Here is a 23,517-nt window from a genome sequence, read left to right as displayed (position 1 = left end):
GGGCAAGCCCGCTCCCACAGGAAGCAAAAGGCAAAAAAAAACGCCTGCCGGTGAGGGCAGGCGTTTTTCCTTACAGCCTTTGAATCAGTACGACAGACCGAAGTGCTCTTCGTTCATGTCCATCAGGTTGTTGGCGCCCGACAGCATGGTTGCGACATGCGTGCGGGTACGCGGCAGGATGCGCTGGAAGTAGAAACGCGCGGTCTGCAGCTTGGCGGTGTAGAAGGCTTCTTCAGTGGTGCCGGCAGCCAGCTTCTCGGCAGCCAGGCGCGCCATGTCGGCCCAGAAGTAGGCAAGGCAGGCGTAACCGGAGTACATCAGGTAGTCCACCGAAGCGGCGCCGACTTCTTCGCGGTCTTTCATTGCAGCCATACCGACCTTCATGGTCAGCTCGCCCCACTCTTTGTTCAGCTGGGCCAGCGGTGCGACGAACTCGCTGATCGCCTCGTTGCCTTCGTTGCCCTGGCAGAACTTGTGCACGATCTTGGTGAAGCCCTTGAGCGCTTCGCCCTGGGTCATCAGTACTTTACGGCCGAGCAGGTCCAGGGCCTGGATGCCGGTGGTGCCTTCGTACAGCATCGAGATGCGGCTGTCGCGAACGTTCTGCTCCATGCCCCACTCGGCGATGAAGCCGTGGCCGCCGTAGATCTGTACGCCGTGGTTGGCTGCTTCGAAGCCGACTTCAGTCATGAACGCCTTGGCGATCGGCGTCATGAAGGCCAGCAGTGCGTCGGCTTTCTTCTTCTCTTCTTCGTCCTGGCTGTACTTGACGATGTCCACCTGCTTGGCGGTGAAGTAGACCATGGCGCGGTTGCCTTCGGCGAACGCCTTCATGGTCAGCAGCATGCGACGTACGTCCGGGTGGACGATGATCGGGTCAGCGGCTTTGTCCGGCGCTTTCGGGCCAGTCAGCGAGCGCATTTGCAGGCGGTCGCGAGCGTATTTCAGGCCGCCCTGGAACGCCACTTCAGCGTGGGCCAAGCCTTGCAGCGCGGTACCCAGGCGAGCAGTGTTCATGAAGGTGAACATGCAGTTCAGGCCTTTGTTGGCCGGGCCGATCAGGTAGCCGGTAGCGGCGTCGAAGTTCATCACGCAGGTGGCGTTGCCGTGGATGCCCATCTTGTGTTCGATCGAGCCACAGGAAACGGCGTTGCGCTCACCGACAGTGCCTTCGGCGGTCGGCAGGAACTTCGGCACGATGAACAGCGAAATGCCTTTGGTGCCAGCAGGAGCATCGGGCAGGCGGGCCAGGACGATGTGGACGATGTTGTCGGCCATGTCGTGCTCACCGGCCGAGATGAAGATCTTGGTGCCGGTAACTTTGTAGGAACCATCAGCCTGAGGTTCGGCCTTGGTGCGCAGCATGCCCAGGTCGGTACCGCAGTGTGGCTCGGTCAGGCACATGGTGCCGGTCCATTCGCCGGATACCAGTTTGGTCAGGTAGGTCTCCTGCTGCTCGGCGGTGCCGTGCTCGGAGATGGTGTTCATCGCGCCGTGGGACAGGCCAGGGTACATGCCCCACGACCAGTTCGACTCGCCAACCATTTCGCTGACCGCCAGGCCCAGCGACTCAGGCAGGCCCTGACCGCCGTGCTCGACGTCATGGGCCAGGCTCGGCCAGCCACCTTCGACGAACTGCTTGTAGGCTTCCTTGAAGCCGGATGGGGTTTTTACGCCCGACTCGCTCCAGGTGCAGCCTTCAAGGTCACCGACACGGTTCAGCGGGGCCAGTACCTGTTCACAAAACTTGGCGCCTTCCTCGAGGATGGCGTCAACCATGTCCGGGGTGGCGTCCTGGCAAGCCGGCAGGCTCTGATAATGCGCTTCGTAGCCGAGCAGCTCGTCACGAACGAAGCGAATATCACGCAAGGGGGCTTTGTAATCAGGCATAGCGATGAACCTCTGCTGATGAATCCTGGATAGGGAGACCGCGATATACCGACCAGCTCTAGGCGGCTTTCGGTCAAACAGTTGTTTGAAACATACGTTTACGCCGAAAACTTGTCAAGCATCAAGCAGAGGGCAGTTCGGCCATGCCAGACTGCGCGATTGCCCTGGCCAAATACCCCGCAAACGCGCAGCCGAGCGCCGGCCTGCAAGGCCAAGGCGCTGATACATAAAGACTAGTTGAAGGCGCGCAGAGGGCGAGCCGCAGGGGGTCAGGCGTAGGTATCGATCAGGGTGCCGAGCATTTCGTCCGATGCTTTGGCCACTTTGACACCAAGTTCGACCTGATGCTTGCCCAGCGCCATCTCGACGCTGCTGGTGGCCAGGTCCATCTGCTGGCTGCGATCGACCGCACGCAGGCGCTCGGCCTGATAGTCGCTGGACTGGCTGGTGGCGGCACGCTCGACGGTGGTGTTGGCGATCTGGCTGGCGGCCTGATCGACGCGGTTCTGCCCGGCCTGAATGGCGCCGAGCCCTGCGTAGTAGACTGAGTTGCCCGAGATTTCCATGTCGAAACTCCATGACGCTGAAGGCGAACAGCCTCTATTGAAGCAGACTTGCCAACAAAAGGCCCGTTGAAAACACTAATGGCACTGTGCCTTACGATAGACGAGCGTCAGTCCAGCAGGTCCAGTTGCAAGTGCGCGGCCACCGCTTCAGCGCTGACCTGCTTGAGCTTCGGCACCCGCCCGAGGCACGGCGCCGGTAAACGTTCGGCGAGGCTGGCGAGGTTTTCCTCCAGGCGCGAGGTGCGCGGGTCGACAATGTTGGCCACCCAGCCAGCCAGTTGCAGGCCGTCGCGGGCAATGGCTTCAGCCGTCAGCAAGGCGTGGTTGATGCAGCCCAGACGTACGCCGACCACAAGGATCACCGGCAGCTTCAGGGCCACGGCCAGGTCCGACAGATTGGCCTGGTCGGACAGCGGCACGCGCCAGCCGCCAGCACCTTCGATCAGGGTGAAATCAGCGTCTTGGGCCAGCACCTCGCGCATCGGCGTCAACAAGGCCTGCACGCTCAGGGCGATACCGGCCTCACGCGCCGCCAGGTGCGGGGCAATGGCCGGCGCGAAGGCGAACGGGTTGACCTGCTCGTAGGGCAGCTTGAGCGAACTTTCGGCGATCAGCGCCAAGGCATCGGCGTTGCGCAGGCCCTTGCTGCTGGCCTCGCAACCGGACGCCACCGGCTTGGCACCGAGGGTGCTCAGGCCGGCCAGGTGGGCGGCATGCAGCAGGCCGGCGGCGATGGTGGTCTTGCCGACGTCGGTGTCGGTCCCTGCAATGAAATAGGCCGGGTTCATCTCAATCCCCTTCTACCGGCGGCTTTTGCAGTACACCGTAGACCACCTGGTAGGTCGCCGGTAGTCCTTGCGGCTGGCGGAAGCGCTCATAGGCCTGCAACAGCCCCTGCATGCGCGCGCGTCCGGTCAGGCCTGCCGGACGGCCGGGGTTGAGGTTGTGGGCGCCGAGGGCCTTGAGTTCGTGGGTCAGGCTGCGTACATCCGGGTAGTGCAACACATGAGGCCGGGCCTGCAGGCTCAGCACCTGCAGCTCACTTTCGCCGCACAGGCGCTGATAGTCCTCCAGGCGCCGGAAGCGATTGACGTGCACCAGGCCATCGACCGCCTGCCAGCTTTCACGCAGTTCATGCAGGGTGCCGACGCAGAGGCTGGCGAACGCCAGTACGCCACCCGGTTGCAGCACGCGCCGGGCCTCGCTGAGCACGGCGCGAAAATCGCCGCACCATTGCACCGCCAGGCTGGTGAAAATCAGCTCGACACTGGCCTCGCGCAGCGGCAAGCGCTCGGCATCGCCAACCACATAGTGATGCGCCCCGCCCTGCTCGCGGGCGTGCTCGAGCATGCCTTCGGCGATGTCCACGGCGACGCCGGCGGCCTGGGGAAAACGGCTGTTCAGAGCGCGGCTGAAATAGCCGGTACCACTGCCCAGGTCCAGCCAACGTTGCGGTTCAAGTGCACCCGGCAACTGCTCAAGCAGCGCAGTACCTACCGCGCGCTGCAGTTCGGCGACGCTGTCGTAGCTGGCGGCGGCGCGGGAGAACGACGCAGCAACCTGGCGTTTATCGGGCAAGGCGCCGGGCAGGCCCGGCAGGGAAAGATCAGTCATCACCACTCTCATGTACAAAGGCCTTGATTGCTGCCGCCAACTCATGAGGTGTTTCCATCACAAAACCATGAGCACTGTCTTCCAGCAGCCCGACTTCCACGTCGGGCAGAATCTCCAGCAACTCGCCGGCGACCTCCGCCGGCACCAGCTCGTCACGCCCGGCAAACAGGTGCAACTGCGGGCCGCCATAAGTTTGCACAGCCTTCCGGGTATCGAGCTGGCCGAGCACCTGCAACCCCGCCACCAGTTCCTCGGGGGCCGGCGCGGGCATGCAGGCGCTGAGCAACCGGGCCAGGCTGCGCGGCTCTTGCGCGCCCTGGCTGCACAGCGAAACAAAGCGCTTGAGGGTGACCTGGGTGTGATAACGGCAGCCTTCGAGGAAGGTCTGGAAGGTATCCAGCGCCATACCGTGCGGCCAGCCTGGGCGCGAAACAAAACTGAGGTTGCTGCCCAGGGTGATCAAGCCATGGCAGTCATCGCCTCGGCGAGCAGCGAGCTCTGCGGCGAGCATGCCGCCCAGCGACCAGCCACCCAGCCAGGCATGGCGTGGCAGTTGCCGGTGAAGCTTGTCGAGCCAGTCTTCGGGGTTGCTCGACACCAGGCTGGGCAAGGCCTGGATCTCGACCCGCAAACCGGGGTCGATGGCCCGCAGGGTCGCCACCAGCGGTTGCAAGGCGGAACTGCCCAGGCCCCAGCCCGGCAACAGGATCAGATGGTTACGCATCAGCAGGCTCCAGCAGCGGATAACAGTCAGCCAATGCATTCAACAATAGCTGCACCTGCGCCGCGCTGTGCGCCGCACTCAGGGTCACGCGCAGCCGCGCACTGCCGGTAGGCACCGTGGGTGGGCGGATCGCGGTCACCAGCAGGCCACGCTCGCGCAGCATCTGCGACAGGCGCAAGGCGCGCGCGCTGTCGCCGATCAGGATCGGCTGGATTGGCGTGAAGCTGTCCATCAACTGCAGGCCGATCTGTTCGGCGCCATGGCGAAACTGCTGGATCAACGCCGCCAGGTGCTCACGCCGCCAGTGTTCGCTGCGCAGCAGTTCCAGGCTGCGCAGGGTGGCACAGGCCAGCGCCGGTGGCTGGCTGGTGGTATAGATGTAGGGCCGGGCGAACTGGATCAGGCATTCGATCAGCTCTTCGCTACCCGCCACGAAAGCACCTGCGGTACCGCAAGCCTTGCCCAGCGTACCGATCAGCACCGGAACCTGCGCCAGTGTCAGGCCGAAATGCTCGACAATGCCGCCGCCGTTGCGTCCCAAGGTACCCAGGCCATGGGCGTCGTCGACCATCAGCCAGGCGTCGCGGGCATTGGCTGCTGCAGCCAGGGCGGGCAGATCGGCCAGGTCACCGTCCATGCTGAACACCCCGTCAGTCACCACCAGGGTATTGCCGACGGCCTTGTCCAGGCGGCTGGCCAGGCTCTGGGCATCGTTGTGCAGGTAGCGGTTGAAGCGCGCGCCACTGAGCAACCCGGCATCGAGCAGCGAGGCGTGATTGAGGCGGTCTTGCAGCACCGTGTCGCCCTGCCCGACCAACGCGGTCAGAGCACCGAGGTTGGCCATGTAGCCGGTGGTAAACAGCAGTGCCCGCGGCCGCCCGGTAAGTTCGGCCAGGGCTTCTTCCACCGCGTGATGCGGACTGCTGTGGCCGATCACCAAGTGCGAAGCGCCGCCGCCGACACCCCAGCGCTCGGCACCGGCGCGCCAGGCGGCGATCACTTCCGGGTGATTGGCCAGGCCCAGGTAGTCATTGCTGCAGAACGCCAGCAACGGCTGGCCGTCGACCACCACTTCAGGGCCCTGCGGGCTTTGCAGCAGCGGGCGCTGACGGTACAGGTCAGCCGCGCGGCGTTGCTCGAGCCGCGCGCGAAGATCAAAAGCCATGCGCGCCTCAGGCCGAGGCAGCGTTGTAGAACAGCTCGCTGCTCTTGTGCTCGACCAAGGCCTGCTCGATGGCCGCTTGATGGACTTCGTCGGCGTGTTCTTCACCGGCTTCGGGCTGGATGCCCAGGCGCGCGAACAGTTGCATGTCCTTGTCGGCTTGCGGGTTGGCGGTGGTCAGCAGTTTCTCGCCGTAGAAGATCGAGTTGGCACCGGCAAAGAAGGCCAGGGCCTGCATCTGCTCGTTCATCGCTTCGCGGCCGGCGGACAGCCGCACGTGGGATTTGGGCATGAGGATGCGGGCCACGGCGAGCATGCGGATGAAATCGAACGGGTCAACGTCTTCGGCGTTTTCCAGCGGAGTGCCGGCGACCTTTACCAACATGTTGATCGGGACCGACTCCGGGTGCTCCGGCAGGTTGGCCAGCTGGATCAGCAACCCGGCGCGGTCGTCCAGCGACTCGCCCATGCCGAGGATGCCACCCGAACAGATTTTCATCCCGGCGTCGCGCACATAGGCCAGGGTCTGCAGGCGATCGCTGTAGGTGCGGGTGGTGATGATGCTGGCGTAAAACTCCGGCGAGGTGTCGAGGTTGTGGTTGTAGTAGTCCAGCCCGGCCTCGGCCAGCGCCTGGGTTTGCTCAAGGTCGAGCTTGCCGAGGGTCATGCAGGTTTCCAGGCCCATGGCCTTGACCCCTTTGACCATCTGCAGCACGTAGGGCATGTCCTTGGCCGACGGATGCTTCCAGGCCGCGCCCATGCAGAAGCGGGTCGAACCAATGGCTTTGGCGCGGGCGGCCTCTTCGAGGACCTTCTGCACTTCCATCAGCTTCTGTTTTTCCAGCCCGGTGTTGTAGTGGCCGGACTGCGGACAATATTTGCAATCTTCCGGGCAGGCGCCGGTCTTGATCGACAGCAGGGTCGAGACCTGCACGCGGTTGGCGTCGAAATGCGCACGGTGCACGGTCTGCGCCTGGAACAGCAAGTCATTGAACGGCTGCTGGAACAGGGCTTTGACCTCGGCCAGGGACCAGTCGTGACGTGTTGTTGCAGTTGTGCTGGCGCTCATCGGCGGCTCCTTGTTTAGGCTTGTACAAGCGCCGGCACAGGAAACCCCGCCAGCGCATCACGGATAGCTCGCATAGTTAAGGAAGGCGGATGCACTGTCAACCACAAGTCAAAAACAAGGTTTACAACTGGCTATTTAATAACCATACCTGTCTGCTCTGCAATGAAGCGGCCGAGCAGCCCTACCCCTTGTGTGTCGCCTGCGAAAGCGAACTGCCCTGGCTCGATGAGCATTGCCAGGTCTGTGCCCTGCCGCTGCCCATGCACGGTCTGGTTTGCGGCCAGTGCAGCCGGCGCCCGCCGGCTTTCTATCGGGTCGAGGCGCCCTGGCACTACGGCTTTCCGGTCGATGCGCTGGTCACCCGCTTCAAGCACAACAGCCAGTGGCCGCTGGGCCGCCTGCTGGCGCAACTGCTCGGGCGCTGGTTGATCCATCGCTTTGAAGAAGGGCTGCCGCGCCCGGCCTTGTTGCTGCCGGTGCCGTTGGCAAAGCGGCGTTTGCGCCAACGTGGCTACAACCAGGCGGGCATGCTCGGTCACTGGCTGGCGCAGCAACTGGGCATAAGCTGCAGCGAACAGGCGCTTATCCGCACCCTCGACACCCCGGCCCAGCAAGGCCTCAAGGCGCATGCGCGCAAACGCAACCTGCGCCAGGCCTTCGCCATCCACGACAACAAGCTGATTGCCGGGCGTCATGTGGCGCTGGTGGATGACGTGCTGACCACTGGCGCTACTGCTCAGGCCTTGGCCAGCCTGCTGCTCAAGGCGGGCGCCCGGCGGGTCGATGTCTACTGCCTGGCACGTACCGCCAAGCCCGGCAGCGCTTGACTTGCACGCGGGGTGCGGGCACTTTCGGGCTGTTTCCTTTCAGGTGCCCGTTACCGCTTATGTCTCTGCCTGCCCTGCTCACCCAGCACATCGTCCGCCGTCCGCAGCGTATTGCCTTGCTGCAACACATTGCCGAACAAGGCTCGATCACCCGTGCGGCGAAAAGCGCCGGCATGAGTTACAAGGCCGCCTGGGATGCCATCGACGAGCTCAACAACCTGGCGGCCAGCCCGCTGGTCGAGCGCAGTGTCGGCGGCCGTGGCGGCGGTGGGGCCAAACTGTCCACCGAAGGCCAACGGGTGCTGCGCCTGTACCAGCGTTTGCAGGCGCTGCAGGCGCAGATCCTCGAAGCCGCCGAAGACGCCAGCGATCTCGACCTGCTCGGCCGCCTGATGCTGCGCACCAGCGCGCGCAACCAACTGCACGGGCGCATCAGTTCGATCGAGACCCAGGGGCGCTATGACCGCATCAGCCTGACCCTGGCGGGTGATCTGCGCATCGACGCCGAGATCACCCACGACAGCACCGCTCGCCTGGAACTGAGCCCCGGTACCGCCGTCGTCGCCCTGATCAAGGCCGGCTGGCTGGAGTTGCTCGGCCTCGGTGAACAACCTGCGCAGGGCTACAACTGCTTGCCGGTCAAGGTCGATGCCTTGCTTGACGACGCCGAGGGCCCCACCGAAGTGCGCCTGGCCCTGGCCAGCGGGCAAACCCTGTGTGCCTTTGCCGAAGCTCACTGGCTGAAGGATCACCGGGTCGTTGTAGGTAGCGACCTGCAGGTGCAGTTCCAGCCTTCCTACGTACTTCTCGGAACGCCGCTGTAAAACTGCCACAAAACCGTCATGCGCCCTGACTAAGGTGACTGCCAAACCCGCAGGAAGCCTGTCATGCACCTATTAGAAGAACACCAGCCAACCGACCTCGAACAGCTCACCCGTCTCAGCCGCCGGCGCTTTATCGGTGCCGGGGCCCTGTGCGGCGCAGCGTTGTTTCTCGGTGGCAATCTGCTCAGCCGCAGCGTTCTGGCCGCCAGCGTCAGCGCCGGCAACAGCAGCCTGCTGGGCTTTGCCAGCATTCCCGCCGCCAGCGCCGACAGCATCAGCCTGCCACCAGGCTACAAGGCCCGGGTGCTGATCAGCTGGGGCCAGCCGCTGCACGCCGACGCGCCAGCCTTTGACCCTTCCGGCAATGGCAGTGCCCAGGCCCAGGAACTGCAGTTCGGTGACCACAACGACGGCATGAGCCTGTTCCCCTTCCCCGGCGACGACAACCGCGCGCTGATGGCGATCAACAACGAGTACACCAACTACCGCTACCTGTTCAGCCACGGCGGCAAACCGGCCTCTGCCGAAGAGGTGCACAAGGCCCAGGCCGCTGAAGGGGTGTCGGTAATCGAAGTGCGGCGCGCCGACGGCCAGTGGCAATTCATCCAGGATTCGCCCTACAACCGGCGCATCCATGGCAACACGCCCATCAGCCTCAGCGGCCCCGCCGCCGGCGATGCCCTGCTCAGGACCGCGGCCGACAACAGCGGGCGCAAGGTGCTGGGTACCTTCCAGAACTGCGCCAACGGCAAAACCCCGTGGGGCACCTACCTGACCTGCGAAGAGAACTTCACCGACTGCTTCGGCAGCAGCGATCCGGCCCAGGCCTTCGATACCGCGCAGAAGCGTTATGGCGCTTCGGTCAGCGGCAAGGACGTCGACTGGCACCCGCACGACCCGCGCTTTGACCTGGCGAAAAACCCCAACGAACTCAACCGCCATGGCTGGGTGGTCGAGATCAACCCGTTCGATCCGCAATCAACACCGCTCAAGCGCACCGCCCTGGGCCGCTTCAAGCACGAAAATGCCGCCCTCGCCGAGACCGCCGACGGCCGCGCCGTGGTGTACATGGGCGACGACGAGCGCGGCGAGTTCATCTACAAGTTCATCAGCCGCGAGCGCATCGACCACAAGAACGCCAGCGCCAACCGCAACCTGCTGGACCACGGCACCTTGTATGTGGCGCGCTTCGACGATGGCGACCGTACCCCTGACCATCCGCGCGGCAAAGGCCAATGGCTGGAGCTGACCCACGGCAAGCACGGCCTCAACGCCGCCAACGGTTTTGCCAGCCAGGCCCAGGTGCTGATCCATGCACGCCTGGCCGCCAGTCACCTGCAGGCCACGCGCATGGACCGCCCGGAGTGGATCGTGGTCAGCCCCAAGGACGGCCAGGTCTATTGCACCCTGACCAATAACGTCAAACGCGGTGAAGACGGCCAGCCGGTCGGCGGCCCCAACCCGCGCGAGAAGAATGTCTACGGGCAGATCCTGCGCTGGCGCGAATCCGCCGATGACCATGGCGCCATGAGCTTCGACTGGGACCTGTTCGTGGTGGCCGGCAATCCATCCGTGCATGGCGGTGATGCCAAGGCAGGTTCCGCCAACATCACCCCGCAAAACATGTTCAATAGCCCCGATGGCCTGGGCTTCGATGCCGATGGCCGCTTGTGGATACTGACTGACGGCGACTACAGCAACAGCGGTGACTTCGCTGGCATGGGCAACAACCAGATGCTCTGTGCAGATCCTGCCAGTGGCGAGATCCGCCGCTTCATGGTCGGCCCGGTGGCCTGCGAAGTGACCGGCATCGCCTTTGCCCCGGACCAGCGCACGCTGTTCGTCGGTATCCAGCATCCGGGCGAAACCGGCGGTTCGACCTTCCCCGAGCACCTGCCCAATGGCAAGCCGCGCTCGTCGGTGATGGCAATCAGCAGGGAGGATGGTGGGATCGTTGGCGCCCATCTGTAGGAGCGGCGGTGCGACAACTCGACTTAACCCGCGATGACGCCAGTGCAGACGGCACATCAGTTGGTGTCTGCATCGCGGGGCAAGCCCGCTCCCACACGAGCCGGCGATGTGCGATACCATGCAGGAACCTTGCGGCCACCTGCCGCATAGCAGGAGCGAGCATGTCCCACCCCTTTGAAACACTCACCCCCGACCTGGTCCTGGACGCCGTGGAAAGCATTGGCTTTCTCAGCGACGCCCGGGTGCTGGCACTCAACAGCTACGAGAACCGGGTCTACCAGGTGGGCATCGAAGGGGCTGAACCACTGATCGCCAAGTTCTACCGCCCGGACCGCTGGAGCGACGCGGCGATCCTCGAAGAACACAGCTTTACCGCGGAACTCGCCGAATGCGAAGTGCCGGTGGTGGCGCCACTGGTGCACAACGGCGAGACCCTGTTCGAGCACAGCGGCTTTCGCTTCACCCTGTTCCCGCGCCGCGGTGGTCGCGCGCCGGAGCCAGGCAATCTTGATCAGCTGTATCGCCTCGGGCAATTGCTCGGCCGCCTGCACGGGGTTGGCGCTACCCGCCCGTTCGAGCACCGCGAAGCGCTGGCGGTGGATAACTTCGGCCACGCCTCGCTGAACACCCTGCTCGAAGGCAACTTCATCCCTAAAAGCCTGCTGCCGGCTTTCGAATCGGTAGCCCGCGACCTGCTCAAGCGGGTCGAAGCGATCTACGCCAGCACCCCGCACCAGGTCATCCGCCTGCACGGCGACTGCCACCCGGGCAACATGATGTGCCGCGACGATGTGTTCCACATCGTCGACCTCGACGACTGCCGCACCGGCCCGGCCGTGCAGGACCTGTGGATGATGCTTGCCGGCGAGCGCCACGAGCGCCTGGGCCAACTCGCCGAGCTGATGGATGGCTACAACGAGTTCCACGATTTCGACCCGCGCGAGCTGGCGCTGATCGAGCCTCTGCGCGCCCTGCGCCTGTTGCATTACAGTGCCTGGCTGGCCCGGCGCTGGGACGATCCGGCGTTCCCGCGCAGCTTCCCCTGGTTCGGCCAGGAGCGCTACTGGGGCGACCAGATCCTCGCCCTGCGCGAGCAAATGGCGGCGCTGGATGAAGAACCGCTGAAATTGTTCTGAAGCGCACGCGAGTCTGTCTACAATAGCCCCCTGCTTTTAGATAGCTGCCTAAGCAAGGAATCTGCATGCACGCCGCCAACCCGCGCCGCGGGTACATCCTGGGCCTGAGCGCCTACATCATCTGGGGTTTGTTCCCGCTCTACTTCAAAGCGCTGCAAAGCGTGCCCGCGGTAGAAATCATCGTCCACCGGGTGCTCTGGTCGGCGCTGTTCGGCTCGTTGCTGCTGCTGGTCTGGAAACATCCGGGCTGGTTACGCGAACTGCGCGAAAACCCCAAGCGCCTGGCGATCCTGGCCCTGAGCGGCTCGCTGATCGCCGGCAACTGGCTGACTTACGTGTGGTCGGTTAACAACGGGCGCATGCTTGAAGCCAGCCTGGGCTACTACATCAACCCGCTGGTCAACGTGCTGCTGGGCATGCTTTTACTCGGTGAACGCCTGCGCCGTTTGCAGTGGGTCGCAGTAGGGCTGGCCGCGCTTGGGGTAGCGCAACAAGTTTGGCAGGTCGGTAGCCTGCCCTGGGTATCCCTGGTACTGGCGCTGAGCTTTGGTTTCTATGGCTTGATCCGCAAACAGGCGCCGGTCGCCGCCCTGCCCGGGCTGGTGGTGGAAACCTGGATGCTGGTGCCGCTGGCCATCGGCTGGATGCTGCTCAACCCCATGGCTCACAGCGCCCAGGCCAGCTTCTATACCAGTAGCGAAGCCTTGTGGCTGATAGCCGCAGGTCCGGTCACCCTGGTGCCGCTGGTGTGCTTCAACGCTGCCGCCCGGCACCTGCCCTACACCACCCTGGGCTTCTTGCAGTACCTGGCGCCGACCCTGGTCCTGCTGCAGGCGGTGTGGTTGTTCGGCGAGCACCTGTCGAGCAGCACCCTGGTGGCCTTCATGTTCATCTGGGCGGGCCTGGCGCTGTACAGCGTCGACGCCTGGCTGAGCCTGCGCCGACGCAGCTGATCAAAAAACACACAACCACCTGCAGGCCACGCCGATCGTGGCCTGCAGCGACATCTCCCAAGCTTATCCACAGGCGCATCCCCGATAAAACGGGATAACTAATCCTCGGGACGCAGGTTCAATTCGACCATCAGGTCGTCGGCCAATGCCTCCAGCTTGCCCTGCAACACTTCCAGCGACAGTGTCAGCGGTACCGCCAGCAAGGCATCGGCATGGAACAGCGGTTCGCTGCTCATCGGCGCCGGTCGCACCTCGGTGGTCAGGCGCTCGACGTTGACGCCCTGCTCGGCCAGCAGCCGGGTAATGTCGCGAACGATACCCGGGCGGTCATTGCCCACCAGCTCCATGGCGATTGGCTTCCAGGTGCAGGACGGCTCAATGCCGCTCTCGGCGATCAGCACACGAATGTCGTGCTTGATCAGGGCCTTCAGCGCTTCGACCAGTTCATCGTAGGACTCGGCCGGCACCGCTACCTTGAGAATGCCGGCAAATTGCCCGGCCATGCGCGACATGCGGCTCTCCAACCAGTTACCGTTATGCTCGGCAATGCACTGAGCGATCCGCTCGACCTGCCCGGCCTTATCGGGGGCGATCACTGTCAATACGAGATGATCCACGCGCTAACCCTCTGCTTTTGACGTTCAGCCCCCGAAATCAAAGGGCGCGCAGAAAGTATAGGCAAGGCGCGGCAACCTGCCGCAGGAGCAGCGATTGACTAATCGTGTACTGTTTCAAGATTTATCTGGAACAATCTGCCGCTTTTTTGAGAACATACGCACTCCCAGCGTGACCCTATGCGACCAATTGGTCGCAGAACGACGTATTTAGTCTGATTTTCACAACCGCAGCGCATCATGTAGTATGCCGCAGCGTGGACTACAAAACGTTGGATCGATGTCTGCCAAGGCGCCTGTGAAAATACGCCAACGCCTGCCAGCCTGTCTGGCAGGCCGCACCCAGCCGCCCACAAGGGCATGTTCTGGTGCCGTGTTTAGAGAAGCGCGCAAGGCTTAAATAGAAGAGCTGAATAGCTGAGCAGAGTGAGGCAAGCAATGACTGAACACGTTCAAGTCGGTGGCCTTCAGGTCGCCAAAGTCCTGTTCGACTTCGTGAACAACGAAGCCATTCCCGGAACCGGCGTCAACGCCGAACAATTCTGGGTAGGTGCGGAAAAGATCATCAACGACCTCGCTCCAAAGAACAAAGCACTGCTGGCCAAACGTGACGCACTGCAGGCGCAGATTGACGCCTGGCACCAGGCGCGCAAAGGCCAGGCTCACGATGCCGTGGCTTACAAGGCCTTCCTTCAGGACATCGGTTACCTGCTGCCAGAAGCTGCAGACTTCCAGGCCTCGACCCAGAACGTCGACGACGAAATCGCCCGCATGGCCGGCCCACAGCTGGTCGTGCCGGTCATGAATGCCCGCTTTGCCCTGAACGCCTCCAACGCCCGTTGGGGTTCGCTGTACGACGCGCTGTATGGCACTGATGCCATCAGCGAAGCCGGCGGCGCAGAAAAAGGCAAAGGCTACAACAAGGTTCGCGGCGACAAGGTGATTGCCTTCGCCCGCGCCTTCCTCGACGAATCGGCGCCACTGGCTGCCGGCTCCCATGTCGACTCCACTGCCTACCGCATTGAAGGCGGCAAGCTGGTGGTCGCCCTCAAGGGTGGCAGCAACAACGGCCTGCGCGACGATGCCCAGCTGATCGGCTATCAGGGCGACGCTTCGGCGCCGACTGCGATCCTGCTCAAGCACAACGGCCTGCACTTCGAAATCCAGATCGACGCCAGCACCCCGGTCGGCCAGACCGACGCCGCCGGGGTCAAGGACGTGCTGATGGAAGCCGCCCTGACCACCATCATGGACTGCGAAGACTCGGTTGCCGCCGTCGATGCCGACGATAAAGTGGTGATCTACCGCAACTGGCTGGGCCTGATGAAAGGCGACCTGGCCGAAAGCGTCAGCAAAGCTGGCCAGACCTTCACCCGGACCATGAACCCGGACCGCGAATACACCGCGCCTAACGGTGGTTCGGTCAGCCTGCACGGCCGTTCGCTGCTGTTCGTGCGTAACGTCGGGCACCTGATGACCATCGACGCCATCCTCGACAAGGACGGCAACGAAGTGCCGGAAGGCATCCTCGATGGCCTGGTTACCAGCCTCGCCTCGATGCACAACCTCAATGGCAACACCAGCCGCAAGAACAGCCGCACCGGCTCCATGTACATCGTCAAACCGAAGATGCATGGCCCGGAAGAAGCTGCGTTCACCAACGAGCTGTTCGGCCGCATCGAAGATGCCCTGGGCCTCAAGCGCAACACCCTGAAAGTCGGGATCATGGACGAGGAGCGCCGCACCACGGTCAACCTCAAGGCCTGTATCCAGGCGGCCAGCGAGCGCGTGGTGTTCATCAACACCGGCTTCCTCGACCGTACCGGTGACGAAATCCACACCTCCATGGAAGCCGGCGCCGTGGTGCGCAAAGGCGCCATGAAGACCCAGAAGTGGATCGGCGCCTACGAAAACTCCAACGTCGATATCGGCCTGGCCACCGGCCTGCAAGGCCGCGCCCAGATCGGTAAAGGCATGTGGGCCATGCCGGACCTGATGGCCGACATGCTCGAGCAGAAGATCGCCCACCCGCTGGCCGGTGCCAACACCGCCTGGGTACCGTCGCCGACTGCTGCGGCCCTGCACGCCCTGCACTACCACAAGGTTGATGTGTTCGCCCGTCAGGCGGAACTGGCCAAGCGTACACCGGCTTCGGTCGATGACATCCTGACCATCCCGCTGGCGACCGATACCAACTGGTCGGACGAAGAAAAGCGCAACGAACTGGACAACAACGCTCAGGGCATCCTCGGTTACGTGGTGCGCTGGATCGACCAGGGTGTCGGTTGTTCGAAGGTGCCGGACATCAACGATGTCGGCCTGATGGAAGACCGCGCCACCCTGCGGATTTCCGCACAGTTGCTGGCCAACTGGCTGCGCCATGGCGTGGTCAGCGAAGCGCAGGTTCTGGAGAGCCTCAAGCGCATGGCGCCGGTGGTCGACAAGCAGAACGCCAACGACCCGCTGTACCGCCCGCTGGCTCCGGACTTCGACAACAACATCGCCTTCCAGGCGGCGGTTGAGCTGGTCGTCGAAGGCAGCAAGCAACCGAACGGTTACACCGAGCCGGTGCTGCATCGTCGTCGTCGCGAGTTCAAGGCCCGGAACGGTCTGTAACATCCTCGGGGGGCTGCTTTGCAGCCCCATCGCTGGCAAGCCAGCTCCCACAGGGTCGGTGAATGCAGTCCCTTTGGGAGCTGGCTTGCCAGCGATGAGGCCAGACCTGCCTAAGAAATCCCCAGTTCCCTGCGCACCAACCGCACCAGCTTGTCCAGATCGATCGGCTTGAGCAGAAAGTCGACGACGCTCAAGTGCATCGCCTCGATGGCGTCTTTCACATCCGCAGCCCCTGAGACGATGATGATCGGCATCGCCGCGCGCTCCGATTCGCGAATCTGACGTATCAGCTCAAGCCCACCGAACGAGCCCATGCGCAGGTCGGTGATCACCAGACCGATACCGCGCTCCTTGGCCAGGCACTCCAGCGCCTGCTTGCCGCTGTTGGCGGTCAGGCATTTGATGCGTTTTGAACTCAGGTACCTGGCCAGGGCATCGCGGGCCACACGGTTGTCGTCGACGATCAAAACCTTGGGCGGCGCAGCCTCAGGCGCAATCACCGATGCCAGGGCTTTGCGCTCGGCTTCGCTCAGTATGTCTTCGTGGTCGGACATGGCTGTCTCATCATCAATGACCTGCAAAATGTCCTGTGAATCAAGTTCAGACCGCATTGAGATTACTTGCAAACTGCCTTTCGTCGGCAAATTGACACATGACGCAACGCTTCAACAGCCTGACGCAGTTTATAGACTTACGTCCAATGGGCACTGAGCAGCCCGCGGCCGACCATGAACAACGAAAACAACAAGGTCGATGGTCACAGCTCGACACAAAGACGCGGTAATGCTCATGAGCAAAAAGGACGCCTTCGCCCAGGCAGGAAAGACTGCAGTCATGCAGAACATCCAGGGGACCATGCAGTTTCTGCAACGCTTTCCACCCTTCAATCAGATGGAGAACGCCCACCTGGCGTTTCTCGTCGAACAGTGCCAACTGCGCTTCTATGCGGCCAATGACAGCATCATCAAGCCCAGCGACGGCCCGGTCGAGCATTTCTACATCGTCAAGCAGGGCCGGGTGGTCGGCGAGCGTCAGCACGTAAGCCGCCCGGGCACCGAAACCACCTTCGAGATCACCAGCGGCGAGTGCTTCCCGCTCGCCGCCCTGCTCGGCGAACGGGCAACCCGTACCGAACACCTGGCCGGCGAAGACACCTTTTGCCTGCAATTGAACAAGGCCGCGTTCATTCGACTGTTCACCCTGTCCGAAGCCTTCCGCGACTTCGCCCTGCGCGGGGTCAGCAGCCTGCTCGACCAGGTCAACCAGCAGGTCCAGCGCCGCGCGGTGGAAACCCTCGGCAACCAGTATTCACTGAACACCCGCCTGGGCGAGCTGGCCATGCGTCACCCGGTAGTCTGCGACCCGGCCACGCCGTTGCGTGAAGCGGTGCGGCTGATGCACGAGCAACAGGTAGGCAGTATTGTCATCGTCGACGAGCAGCGCTTTCCCATCGGCATCTTCACTCTGCGCGACCTGCGCCAGGTGGTCGCCGATGCCAGCGCCGACTTCGCTCAGCCGATCAGCCGGCACATGACCGCCGCGCCGTTCTACCTGAGCCCGCAAGCAAGCGCCTTCGACGCCGCCATCGCCATGACCGAGCGGCATATCGCCCACGTCTGCCTGGTCGAAGAGCGGCGCTTGTGCGGCGTGGTCTCGGAGCGGGACCTGTTCTCCCTGCAACGGGTCGACCTGGTGCACCTGGCGCGCACCATCCGCCACGCCAGCCGGGTCGAAAACCTGGTGTCACTTCGCGGCGAAATCAGCCAGTTGGTCGAGCGCATGCTGGCCCATGGCGCCTCGTCGACACAGATTACCCAGATCATTACCCTGCTCAACGACCACACCGTATGCCGGGTGATCGAGCTGGCCATCGAAGACAAGGGCGACCCGGGCGTGCCGTTCAGCTGGCTGTGCTTCGGCAGTGAAGGCCGCCGCGAACAGACCCTGCACACCGACCAGGACAACGGCATCATTTTCGAAGCCCGCGATGCCGCCCATGCCGCCGAACTACGCGGGCGCCTGTTGCCGCTGGCCCAGCACATCAACCAGGGCCTGGCGCAATGCGGCTTCAGCCTGTGCAAGGGCAACATCATGGCCGGCAACCCCGAGCTGTGCCTGTCCCGCGCCGAATGGGCACGGCGCTTTGCCGCTTTCATTCGCGAAGCCACGCCCCAAAACCTGCTGGCGTCGAGCATTTACTTCGACCTGCGGGTGGTCTGGGGCGACGAACAGGCCTGTGAGCAACTGCGCCAGAGCATCCTCGAGCAGGTAGCCGACAACCGCCTGTTCCAGCGCATGATGGCCGATAATGCCCTGCGCCAGCGCCCGCCGGTGGGACGTTTCCGGGAGTTCGTGCTGACCCGCCAGGGTAACGACAAGGCCGCCACTCTCGACCTCAAGGTCCAGGGCCTGACGCCGTTCGTCGATGGCGCACGGTTACTGGCCCTGGCCAACGGCATCGGCGCCAACAACACGCTGGAGCGCCTGCGCCAACTGGTGGCCAGGCAAGTGATCGACCCGCTCGACGGCGCCGCCTATGAAGAGGCCTACCACTTCATTCAGCAAACCCGCATGCAGCAACATCAATTGCAGAGCCGGCAGAACCGGCCCTACTCCAACCGGGTCGACCCCGACAGCCTCAACCACCTGGACCGGCGCATCCTGCGCGAGTCCCTGCGCCAGGCCCAGCGCCTGCAAAGCAGCCTGGCCCTGCGGTACCAGCTATGAGCCTGTTTGCCTGGCTGCGCCCCAACCAACCGCGGCTCGACGAGCACCTGCGCCAGCGCGTGGAGCAACTGACAGCCCCCGCGCCTCTGGCCGAACACAGCCTGCGCCAGCAGCGCTGGGTGGTGCTCGACCTGGAAACCAGCGGCCTGAACCTCAACCGCGACCAGGTGCTGTCGATTGGCGCGGTGGTGATCGAAGACGGCGCCATCGACTTCAGCCAGCAGTTCGAACGCACCCTGCACCAGCGGGACCACAAGCTCACCTCCAGTGTGCTGATCCACGGCCTGGGCCCCAGCGCCATCGCCGCTGGCAGTGATCCAGCCCAGGCGCTGCTGGAGCTGATGGACTTTATCGGCGACAGCCCGCTGCTGGCGTTTCATGCACCGTTCGATCAACGCATGCTTAGCCGAGCGCTGAAGGACCACCTGGGCTATCGCCTGCAGCATCCGTTCTTCGATGTCGCCGAGCTGGCACCGCTGCTCAACCCGCAGATCACCCTGCGTGAAGCCGGGCTGGATGACTGGACCGCCTACTTTGGCCTTGAGGCCGCCGAACGGCACAACGCCAGCGCCGATGCCATGGTCACCGCCGAGCTGGCGCTGATTCTGTTCAGCCAGGCCCGCCGCCAGCAGCTGGACAGCCCGGCCTTGCTCGACCAGCAGTTGCACCGCCTGCGCAGGCGGCGGCAACAAAGTCATGGCTTTTAAGCATCATCCGATGAGCGTGAATTGCGTCTAATGGGGAGCTTCTGCGACAATCGCGAATAATTCTCGTTAGTTAACGCATCTTTTCGGGGAACGCCTTGTCGTCTGTGCAAAGCCCACACACTGAGCTGGTCGGTACGCTTTACCGCGACCATCGCAGTTGGCTGCTCGCCTGGCTGCGGCGCAACATCGCCTGCGCCGAGCGCGCCGAAGACCTGAGCCAGGACACCTTCGTGCGCCTGCTCGGGCGCGAGCAATTGCCGGCGCCACGCGAACCCCGGGCGTTCCTCCTGGCCATTGCCAAGGGCCTGCTGTTCGACCACTTTCGCCGCGCGGCACTGGAACAGGCGTACCTGGCCGAACTGATGCTCATCCCCGAAGCCGAACAGCCCTCTGCGGAAGAACAGCACCTGATCCTCGAAGACCTCAAGGCCATAGACCGCCTGCTCGGCAAGCTGTCGAGCAAAGCCCGGGCGGCGTTCCTGTACAACCGCCTGGACGGCCTGGGCCATGCCGAGATCGCCGAGCGTCTGGGGGTTTCCGTGTCGCGGGTGCGCCAGTACCTGGCCCAGGGCATGCGCCAGTGCTACGTGGCGCTGTACGGTGAGCCGACATGAACAGCAAGCCGGTTTCGGCGCGGGTACTGGATGCCGCGATCGCCTGGCAGCTGTGCCTGGACTCGGGCAGCGGCAGCGCCGATGAGCGCGCCGAGTTCGCCCGCTGGCACGCCGCCAGCGAAGAGCACGCCCGTGCCTGGCTGCAACTGGGCATGCTCGACCAGCGCTTCAGCGCCGCTGCCGGCCCTGCGCGCCAGGCCCTGCTGCAATCACGCGCCGGCCTGCGCCAGCGGGTGCGCAAGCTGGGCAGCGGCCTGGCCAGCCTGGTGCTGGTGGTCGGCCTGCTGAGCTGGGTCAGTGCCCATCAGTCGCTGGGCTACTGGCTGGCCGACCAGCGCACCGGCACCGGCGAGCAGCGTACCTTGCGCCTCACCGACGGCACCCTGATCAGCCTCAACACCCATTCGGCGGTGGATATCCGCTTCGACGAGAAACAGCGCCTGATCGTCCTGCATGAAGGCGAAATCTCCATCGAGACCGGCCACAAGGACGATCGTCCGTTTGTAGTCACCACCGAAGACGGTCGCCTGCGCGCACTGGGAACGCGCTTCCTGGTCAAGCTCGAAGACCAGGGCACACGCCTGAGCGTGCTGCAGTCGGCAGTAGCGGCGCGCCCGCAAGACAGCGGCGACGAGCAGATTTTCAAGGAAGGCCAGCAGGTGCTGATGAACCACGACCGCCTGGGCCGCGCCGACGGCCTGGCCGCCGGAGCCGATGCCTGGACCCGCGGCATGCTGGTGGTCGACAACGTGCGCCTGGCCGATCTGGTCGAGGAGCTGGGGCGTTACCGCAGCGGGCACCTGGGGGTTGCTACGGATGTGGCCGACCTGCGCATTACCGGCAGCTTCCCGCTCAATGATATCGACCTGGCACTGACCTCGTTGCTACCGACCTTGCCGGTGCAGATCGAGCAGCGCACGCCGTGGTGGGTGACGGTGGTGGCTAAAAGCGATACGCCGGCGAGCAGCGTGAAATAAAAATCAAAATTATTTTCACTAACCCCTGACACTTTTTCCAACTCACTCGGCAAGGAAGCTAGTTAGCACTTACTTCCGTCGAGGAGCCGCTGTATGTCCCGCGCTTTTGAGAACTTCCTGCGTCCCGGTCTGCTGGCCGTGGCCATTGCCCTGACAGCACCTCTGGCGAGCAGCCCGCTGATCGCTGCCGAGCAATCGGCCACCCTGCGCAGCTACAACCTGCCTGCCGCGCCGCTGTCGACCACGCTCAACCAGATCGCCAGCCAGGCTGGCATCGCTCTGGCCCTGGACCCGAGCCTGGCCAGCGGCCGCACCTCGGCGCCGGTCAACGGCCAGTACGATGGCGTCGGCGCCCTGCAAGCGGCCCTGCGCGGCACCGGCCTGCAACTGCAGCAGAGCAGCGCCGGCACCTACAGCCTGATCGCCACCCCCGAGGGCACCCTGGCGCTGCCGGAAACCAGCGTCAACGCGCGCAGCGACTACGAAAGCGCCTGGGGCCCGGCCACCGGTTTTACCGCCACGCGCACCGCCGCTGGAACCAAAACCGACACCCCGATCGTTGAAGCACCCCGCTCGATGAGCGTGATCACCCGTGAACAACTGGACGACCGCCAGGTTCTCAACCTCAACGACGCGCTGCGCTACACCGCTGGCGTACAAAGCAGCGGCTATGGCTCCGACCCCCGCGCCGACTGGCTGCGGGTACGCGGTTTCGACCCGACCCAGTTCCTCGACGGCCTGCCTTTGCCCAAAGGCTCGTTCGCCAACCCGAAGGTCGAGCCGTGGAACCTTGAGCGCATTGCCGTGCTGCGCGGCCCGGCCTCGTCGGTGTATGGCCAGACCCCGCCCGGCGGCATGCTCGACATGGTCAGCCGTCGCCCCCAGGCTGAAAGTGCCCACCAGGTCGAAGCCCAGGTTGGCAGCAACAACCACCGCCAGATCAACTTCGACAGCACCGGCAAGATCGATGACGACGGCCAGTTCCTGTATCGCGTCAGCGGCGTGGTACGCGACAGCGGCGCACCGACCGACCACGTTCCAGACAAGCGCTACAACCTCGCGCCAAGCCTGACCTGGAACATGGATGAAGACACCAGCCTGACCTTCATCACCCAGTTCACCCGTGACGACACCGGTATCAGCGGCCAGTTCCTGCCGCTGCAGGGCACCAAGCTGGGCTCGCCGGCTGGCGACATCTCCCACCACAAGAACCTCGGTGACCCGGACTGGGAGTTCTACGATCGCACCTACTACGCCCTGGGCTATGCCTTCGAGCACCGTCTGAACGATGTCTGGCAGTTCCGTCAGAACCTGCGCTATACCAAGAGCGACCTGTCGTTCCAGGGCATCAACGTCGCGACCATGAACAACGGCCTGGTCGAAGCAGACGGCAGCGTCCCGCGTGAAACCGGCATCGTCAACGAAGACATCAGCCAGTTCGCCGTCGACAACAACTTCCAGGCCGACTTCCAGACCGGCGCCCTGAGCCACACCCTGCTGATCGGCCTCGATCACCAGCGCTCGAACACCAATTACCGCTGGGACTACGGCCTGGCCTTCAGCGTGCCGCCAGGCAACGTGATCAACCCGCCGTACGGCCAGGACTTCTCCAAGGTGTCGTACTTCACCATGTACGACTACGGCCAGAAAACCCGCCAGACCGGCCTCTACATTCAGGACCAGATCGCCCTCGACAACTGGCGCCTGACCCTGGGCGGGCGTGAAGACTGGGTGCACACCGGCACCACCTTCCACAACCAGAACGATGCCACCAGCACCGAGCGCGACAAGGCCTTCACCGGCAACATCGGCCTGAGCTACGTGTTCGACAACGGCGTAACCCCGTACATCTCCTACACCGAGTCGTTCCAGCCGACCACCGGCGCCGCCGTCGCCTCGACTGACTCGTTCAAACCCACCGAAGGCCGCCAGTACGAAGTCGGCATCAAGTACCAGCCGGTGGGCAGCAAGAACCTCTACACCGCTGCCGTGTATGACTTGCGCCAGGACAACGTGAAGGTCACCGAAGGCAACATTACCCAGCAGGTTGGCCAGTTGCAGGTCCGCGGCCTGGAACTGGAAGCCACCACCCAGGTGACCGAGAACCTCAAGGTGATCGGTTCCTACAGCTACACCGATACCGAGATCCTCAAGGGTGCGGCCAACGAGCAAGGCAACCGCATGGCCCTGATCCCGCGCAACCAGGCGACCCTGTGGGCCGACTACACCTGGCACAACGGCCTGCTCGACGGCTTCGGCGTCGGCGGTGGCGTGCGCTATGTGGGTGACAACTACGGCAACACCACCAACACCGATCTGGGCTATGTCGGCTCCTACACCGTCTACGACGCCTCGGTGCACTACGACCTGGGCCGCAAGGTCAGCACGCTCAAAGGCATGACCGTCGCCGTCGAGGCCAAGAACCTGTTCAACAAGGACTACCTGGCCAACTGCGACGGTTACTGGTGCTACTACGGTGACGAGCGCAACGTGGTTGCCAGCGTCAACTACAAGTTCTAAGGCCGC

At 63.7% G+C, this 23,517-nt stretch carries 20 protein-coding genes; 11 read left to right on the top strand and 9 right to left on the bottom strand.

All coding sequences use genetic code 11. From position 1 onward, the window contains the following. Positions 1-84 precede the first annotated feature (84 nt). The 7 genes from UB48_RS17135 to bioB form a co-directional block, all read right to left on the bottom strand. Positions 85-1,890 (bottom strand): phenylacyl-CoA dehydrogenase, encoded by a 1,806-nt coding sequence (locus tag UB48_RS17135; RefSeq protein ID WP_010221411.1) that lies wholly within the window; start codon positions 1,888-1,890, stop codon positions 85-87. A gap of 269 nt (positions 1,891-2,159) precedes the next feature. After that, entirely contained in the window at positions 2,160-2,456 is a 297-nt protein-coding gene (locus UB48_RS17130; RefSeq protein ID WP_045199215.1) for a hypothetical protein, read from the bottom strand. Between the two features lie 107 nt (positions 2,457-2,563). Further along, the gene (gene bioD / locus UB48_RS17125) at positions 2,564-3,244 is read right to left on the bottom strand and encodes a dethiobiotin synthase (protein ID WP_045199214.1); all 681 of its coding nucleotides are present in this window, start codon (positions 3,242-3,244) and stop codon (positions 2,564-2,566) included. Between the two features lies 1 nt (position 3,245). Beyond that, positions 3,246-4,070 carry a malonyl-ACP O-methyltransferase BioC gene (bioC, locus tag UB48_RS17120; RefSeq protein WP_045199212.1) on the bottom strand — a complete coding sequence of 275 codons (825 nt, stop codon included), beginning with the start codon at positions 4,068-4,070 and terminating at the stop codon, positions 3,246-3,248. Further along, on the bottom strand, positions 4,063-4,794 hold the full coding sequence (locus tag UB48_RS17115) for an alpha/beta fold hydrolase (protein WP_045199210.1): 732 nt from the start codon (positions 4,792-4,794) through the stop codon (positions 4,063-4,065). The genes bioC and UB48_RS17115 overlap by 8 nt, the downstream gene beginning before the upstream one ends. Continuing rightward, a complete protein-coding gene (gene bioF, locus UB48_RS17110) occupies positions 4,787-5,959 on the bottom strand; it encodes an 8-amino-7-oxononanoate synthase (protein WP_045199208.1) in 1,173 nt (390 codons plus the stop codon). Before bioF ends, UB48_RS17115 begins: the two co-directional genes overlap by 8 nt. Positions 5,960-5,966: 7 nt before the next feature. Beyond that, entirely contained in the window at positions 5,967-7,025 is a 1,059-nt protein-coding gene (bioB, locus tag UB48_RS17105) for a biotin synthase BioB (RefSeq protein WP_045199206.1), read from the bottom strand. Between the two features lie 89 nt (positions 7,026-7,114). Between bioB and UB48_RS17100 the strand changes: the two genes are divergently transcribed. The 5 genes from UB48_RS17100 to rarD all read left to right on the top strand — a co-directional run bounded on the left by UB48_RS17100 (position 7,115) and on the right by rarD (position 12,736). Then, positions 7,115-7,852, top strand: coding sequence for a ComF family protein (locus UB48_RS17100; RefSeq protein ID WP_045199204.1), 738 nt, complete (start codon positions 7,115-7,117; stop codon positions 7,850-7,852). 59 nt (positions 7,853-7,911) lie between these two features. Next, complete coding sequence (locus tag UB48_RS17095) at positions 7,912-8,676, top strand: TOBE domain-containing protein (RefSeq protein ID WP_045199202.1); 765 nt, start codon at positions 7,912-7,914, stop codon at positions 8,674-8,676. 63 nt (positions 8,677-8,739) lie between these two features. Next, positions 8,740-10,647: a PhoX family phosphatase gene (locus tag UB48_RS17090; RefSeq protein WP_045199200.1), complete on the top strand. Its 1,908-nt coding sequence runs from the start codon at positions 8,740-8,742 to the stop codon at positions 10,645-10,647. 161 nt (positions 10,648-10,808) lie between these two features. Further along, on the top strand, positions 10,809-11,783 hold the full coding sequence (locus UB48_RS17085) for a serine/threonine protein kinase (RefSeq protein ID WP_045199198.1): 975 nt from the start codon (positions 10,809-10,811) through the stop codon (positions 11,781-11,783). A 65-nt stretch (positions 11,784-11,848) separates the two neighbouring features. Continuing rightward, positions 11,849-12,736 carry an EamA family transporter RarD gene (gene rarD / locus UB48_RS17080; RefSeq protein WP_045199195.1) on the top strand — a complete coding sequence of 296 codons (888 nt, stop codon included), beginning with the start codon at positions 11,849-11,851 and terminating at the stop codon, positions 12,734-12,736. Between the two features lie 98 nt (positions 12,737-12,834). On the opposite strand, the gene UB48_RS17075 is transcribed toward rarD, so the two are convergent. Continuing rightward, a complete protein-coding gene (locus UB48_RS17075) occupies positions 12,835-13,353 on the bottom strand; it encodes a glycine cleavage system protein R (protein WP_045199194.1) in 519 nt (172 codons plus the stop codon). Positions 13,354-13,788: 435 nt separating this feature from the next. On the opposite strand from UB48_RS17075, the gene UB48_RS17070 reads away from it, so the two are divergent. Continuing rightward, entirely contained in the window at positions 13,789-15,966 is a 2,178-nt protein-coding gene (locus UB48_RS17070; protein ID WP_045199192.1) for a malate synthase G, read from the top strand. 110 nt (positions 15,967-16,076) lie between these two features. On the opposite strand, the gene UB48_RS17065 is transcribed toward UB48_RS17070, so the two are convergent. Then, positions 16,077-16,520 (bottom strand): response regulator, encoded by a 444-nt coding sequence (locus tag UB48_RS17065; protein ID WP_045199190.1) that lies wholly within the window; start codon positions 16,518-16,520, stop codon positions 16,077-16,079. Between the two features lie 235 nt (positions 16,521-16,755). On the opposite strand from UB48_RS17065, the gene UB48_RS17060 reads away from it, so the two are divergent. The 5 genes from UB48_RS17060 (at position 16,756) to UB48_RS17040 (ending at position 23,511) form a co-directional block, all read left to right on the top strand. After that, complete coding sequence (locus UB48_RS17060; RefSeq protein ID WP_045199350.1) at positions 16,756-18,693, top strand: DUF294 nucleotidyltransferase-like domain-containing protein; 1,938 nt, start codon at positions 16,756-16,758, stop codon at positions 18,691-18,693. After that, positions 18,690-19,400, top strand: a complete 711-nt coding sequence (locus UB48_RS17055; RefSeq protein ID WP_045199188.1) for a PolC-type DNA polymerase III — start codon at positions 18,690-18,692, stop codon at positions 19,398-19,400. The genes UB48_RS17060 and UB48_RS17055 overlap by 4 nt, the downstream gene beginning before the upstream one ends. 95 nt (positions 19,401-19,495) lie before the next feature. Further along, positions 19,496-20,014 carry an RNA polymerase sigma factor gene (locus tag UB48_RS17050; protein ID WP_045199186.1) on the top strand — a complete coding sequence of 173 codons (519 nt, stop codon included), beginning with the start codon at positions 19,496-19,498 and terminating at the stop codon, positions 20,012-20,014. Beyond that, on the top strand, positions 20,011-20,991 hold the full coding sequence (locus tag UB48_RS17045) for a FecR family protein (RefSeq protein WP_045199184.1): 981 nt from the start codon (positions 20,011-20,013) through the stop codon (positions 20,989-20,991). Before UB48_RS17050 ends, UB48_RS17045 begins: the two co-directional genes overlap by 4 nt. Before the next feature lie 93 nt (positions 20,992-21,084). After that, positions 21,085-23,511, top strand: a complete 2,427-nt coding sequence (locus UB48_RS17040; protein ID WP_045199182.1) for a TonB-dependent siderophore receptor — start codon at positions 21,085-21,087, stop codon at positions 23,509-23,511. Positions 23,512-23,517 lie beyond the last annotated feature (6 nt).

It is taken from the genome of Pseudomonas sp. 2(2015), assembly GCF_000955865.1.
Taxonomy (GTDB): domain Bacteria; phylum Pseudomonadota; class Gammaproteobacteria; order Pseudomonadales; family Pseudomonadaceae; genus Aquipseudomonas.
This window is presented reverse-complemented; position numbering and strand designations above follow the sequence as displayed.